We start from the raw sequence: 524 nt of genomic DNA, 5'->3' as shown, positions 1-524 counted from the left end.
CCTCAAGCCGCCCTGATTAAACATCTCAATCCCATCATCACAGGATGGTCAAGATATTACTCAGGGGTAGTCTCCTCAGAGATTTTCGGAAAGCTAGATGAGATACTCTGGCAGCAACTAAGGGCATGGGTAGTGTCACGATGCAGAAACGCCAAATACAAAACGCTCAGAAAATACTTCCGAACTGGAAAAGTGATACTGAGTAATGGGAAGGAAAGGAATGAAAAGTGGATTTTCCAAACCCAGGGTGGTCTACGACTCCAACAACATAACTGGACTCCCATTGTCTACCACACGTTGGTAAAATCGAACGCATCGACGTATGACGGAAACTGGGTCTACTGGGCAACAAGAAGAGGGAAATCAGCAGAAATCCCAAACCGAGAAGCCAAACTGCTGAAAAACCAGAAAGGCAAATGCAAATGGTGCGGACAGCACTTCACCATTGAAGACCAAGTGGAGACCGACCACATCATCCCTAGATGCCTCGGCGGAAAGGATGATTACAAGAACCTCCAACTGCT

General features: G+C 46.8%; 1 protein-coding gene. It reads left to right on the top strand.

Features of this window, described 5'->3' with window-relative positions:
* On the top strand, window positions 1-524 hold a 524-nt coding region (locus tag AC0QHF_RS09045; protein ID WP_324703877.1), incomplete at both ends, for a group II intron maturase-specific domain-containing protein.

The sequence above is a fragment of the Lyngbya sp. CCY1209 genome (genome assembly GCF_055795065.1).
This window is presented reverse-complemented; position numbering and strand designations above follow the sequence as displayed.